We start from the raw sequence: 2,561 nt of genomic DNA on the forward strand, positions 1-2,561 counted from the left end.
GGCCCAATGCAACGCCGAACGGAAAACCTGTAGGAGCTGCCGCAGGCTGCGATCTTTTGATGTTGTTTTTCAAGATCAATGTCAAAAGATCGCAGCCTGCGGCAGCTCCTACAGAGGGCCTTGCCTTCAGCGGGCATCCGCTTGAAGCTATACGCCTTCAGGAGAGCCCGATGAACCTTGTTGAACTGACCGAACGCCTGCACGCCATTCGCGACCGCAATGACTGGCGGCAATTTCACAGCCCGAAAAACCTCGCCATGGCCGCCAGCGTCGAGATGTCTGAGCTGGTGGAAATCTTCCAGTGGCTGAGCGAAGACCAGTCGCGCCAGTTGCCCGCTGACAAACTCGCCCATGCCGGGCAGGAAGTCGGCGACATCGTGCTGTACCTGTTGCTGCTGTGCAGCGAGTTGGGGTTGGACATGAATGAAGTGGTGCGCGCCAAGCTCGCCGACAGCGAACGGCGGTTCAGCTGATGAGCGACCGGCATTTCGATCAGTTGGCGACGCGTTTCGCCGAAAAGATCTACGGTGGCGCCAAAGGCGCGATTCGCCTCGCGGTGTTGCAGGCGGACCTTGCTGAAGCGCTGCCGGATCGTCCATTGCGCGTGCTCGACATCGGCGGTGGGCTCGGCCACATGTCGCTGTGGCTGGCCGAGCGTGGCCACGAGGTGACCTTCACCGAGCCGGCCGAGCCGATGCTCGAAGGTGCGCGCCAGCGTTTCGCCGAAGCCGGGCAGACCGCGACGTTTATTCAGGCACCGTGGCAGGCGTTGCTCGGGCAACTCACCGAACCGTATGACCTGGTGATCTGCCACGCCGTGCTCGAGTGGCTCGCCGAACCCCACGCGATCCTGCCGGTGCTGCATCAATTGACCAAGCCCGGCGGCTGGCTGTCGTTGGCGTTCTACAACCGTGACGCGCTGATTTACCGCAACCTGCTCAAAGGCCATTTCAAGAAAATGCGCAAGAACGACATGGCCGGTGAAAAGCAGAGCCTGACCCCGCAGCAGCCCCTCGATCCACGGGAATTGGCAACGCAACTCGAAGGGTTGTGGCAGGTCGAAACTCAAAGCGGGATCCGGGTTTTCCACGACTACATGCCAGTGGAATTCCAGGCCCGCGCCGAACTCGTCGATTTGCTCGAGATGGAGCTCGCTCACCGTCGCCACCCAAGCTTCGCCGGGCTTGGGCGTTACTTGCACTGGATCTGCCGGCCGATCTGATCGGAGCGCGAAATGAAAGCTCAATCCGGGTTATTGCTGATCTGTCTGGGGTTGGCCGCCTGCGCGGGCAGCAACCCTTATGTGGCGCAATCGCGGCCCTTGCCGCCGGCGCCGCCGCAAGCCGCCAACACCTTTGATCGCAGTGCTTATCCGGCGCCACCGCGTGATTACGGACGCTATCGCAGCTGGGCCTGGCTCAACGGCCAGTTGCCGCCCGGCACGGCGTGGGCGGATTCGGCGCAAGTGGCTGAGGCAGTGAGCAACGCGCTGGATCAGCGTGGTTTGCGCCCGCTGCACGACAATCGTCCGGCCGACCTGTTGGTCAGCGCCAATCTGAGTCTGCAAACACGCTTGCGTCAGGTGCAGGACGATTACGGCTACTACGGCGGCGGATACAGTGGCTATGATCGTTATGGTCGGGGTTACGGGATGTACAACAGCGTGCCGATCGTGCGCACGTACTCCGAACAAGTGGTCGTCGTTCAGGTGGATCTGTTCGACGCCGGTACCGGACAACCGGTCTGGAGTTCCAGCGCCGAAACAGGCACCCGTGGCAACCAGAGTGATCAAGCTGATTCGATCCGGGAGGCTGTGGAAAAGGCCATGTCGGCGTATCCTCCCAGTTAGCTTCTTGCAAATGAGAAGCTTGTGCAGGTCATGTCTTCTACCGGAGAAAAACCATGTTCCGTCGTCTCGCCTTACTGGCCATGGCCGCGTTGCTCAGCGCCTGCGCCGCCAATCAGGTCAATCATGACTTCGACGCCAGCCGCGATTTTGCTGCGTATCGCAACTGGAGCTGGAAAGAACCCGCCCTGCAATATCGCCCGGATGATCCACGGATCAAAAGCGACCTGACCGAGCAACGCATCCGCCAGGCGGTCACCGATCAACTCGATCAGCGCGGTTTGCGCCCGGCCGCTGCCGGGGCCAAGGGTGATTTGAGTGTGCAGACTTACTTGATCGTCGAGGATCGTCAGCAGCAAGTGACGACCAACTACGGTGGCGGTTGGGGTGGCCCGTGGAATGGCTACTGGGGCGCGCCGATGTACAACGAAACGCGCAACATTACCTACAAAGTCGCGACCATCCAGATCGACTTGCTCGACGGCAAGGACGGCAAACTGGTGTGGCGCGGCAGCGACGAGCAAATGCTCGCCAGCAAACCGAATCCGGAAGATCGCAGCAACGCCATCCGCGAGACCGTCACCCGAATCCTCGCTAACTACCCACCGCGCTGAAATCCCAATCCCTGTGGGAGCCGAGCTTGCTCGCGAAGACGGTGGGTCAGGCAGATAAATGCTGAATGACCCGTCGCTTTCGCGAGCAAGCTCGGCTCCTA

At 60.9% G+C, this 2,561-nt stretch carries 4 protein-coding genes; all 4 read left to right on the plus strand.

Features of this window, described 5'->3' with window-relative positions; genetic code table 11:
* Positions 1–170: 170 nt before the first annotated feature.
* Genes QMX93_RS30480 through QMX93_RS30495 form a run of 4 tightly spaced genes read left to right on the plus strand, consistent with a single transcriptional unit; the run spans position 171 to position 2,460 of the window.
* Positions 171–473, plus strand: coding sequence for a MazG-like family protein (locus QMX93_RS30480; protein WP_053116915.1), 303 nt, complete (start codon positions 171–173; stop codon positions 471–473).
* Entirely contained in the window at positions 473–1,222 is a 750-nt protein-coding gene (locus QMX93_RS30485; RefSeq protein ID WP_282359306.1) for a methyltransferase, read from the plus strand. The genes QMX93_RS30480 and QMX93_RS30485 overlap by 1 nt, the downstream gene beginning before the upstream one ends.
* A 12-nt stretch (positions 1,223–1,234) precedes the next feature.
* A complete protein-coding gene (locus tag QMX93_RS30490; protein ID WP_282359308.1) occupies positions 1,235–1,849 on the plus strand; it encodes a DUF4136 domain-containing protein in 615 nt (204 codons plus the stop codon).
* 53 nt (positions 1,850–1,902) lie between these two features.
* Entirely contained in the window at positions 1,903–2,460 is a 558-nt protein-coding gene (locus QMX93_RS30495) for a DUF4136 domain-containing protein (protein WP_053116918.1), read from the plus strand.
* Positions 2,461–2,561 lie beyond the last annotated feature (101 nt).

Origin of the sequence: Pseudomonas sp. PS01303, from assembly GCF_029959385.1 — a bacterium.
GTDB classification, from domain to species: domain Bacteria; phylum Pseudomonadota; class Gammaproteobacteria; order Pseudomonadales; family Pseudomonadaceae; genus Aquipseudomonas; species Aquipseudomonas rustica.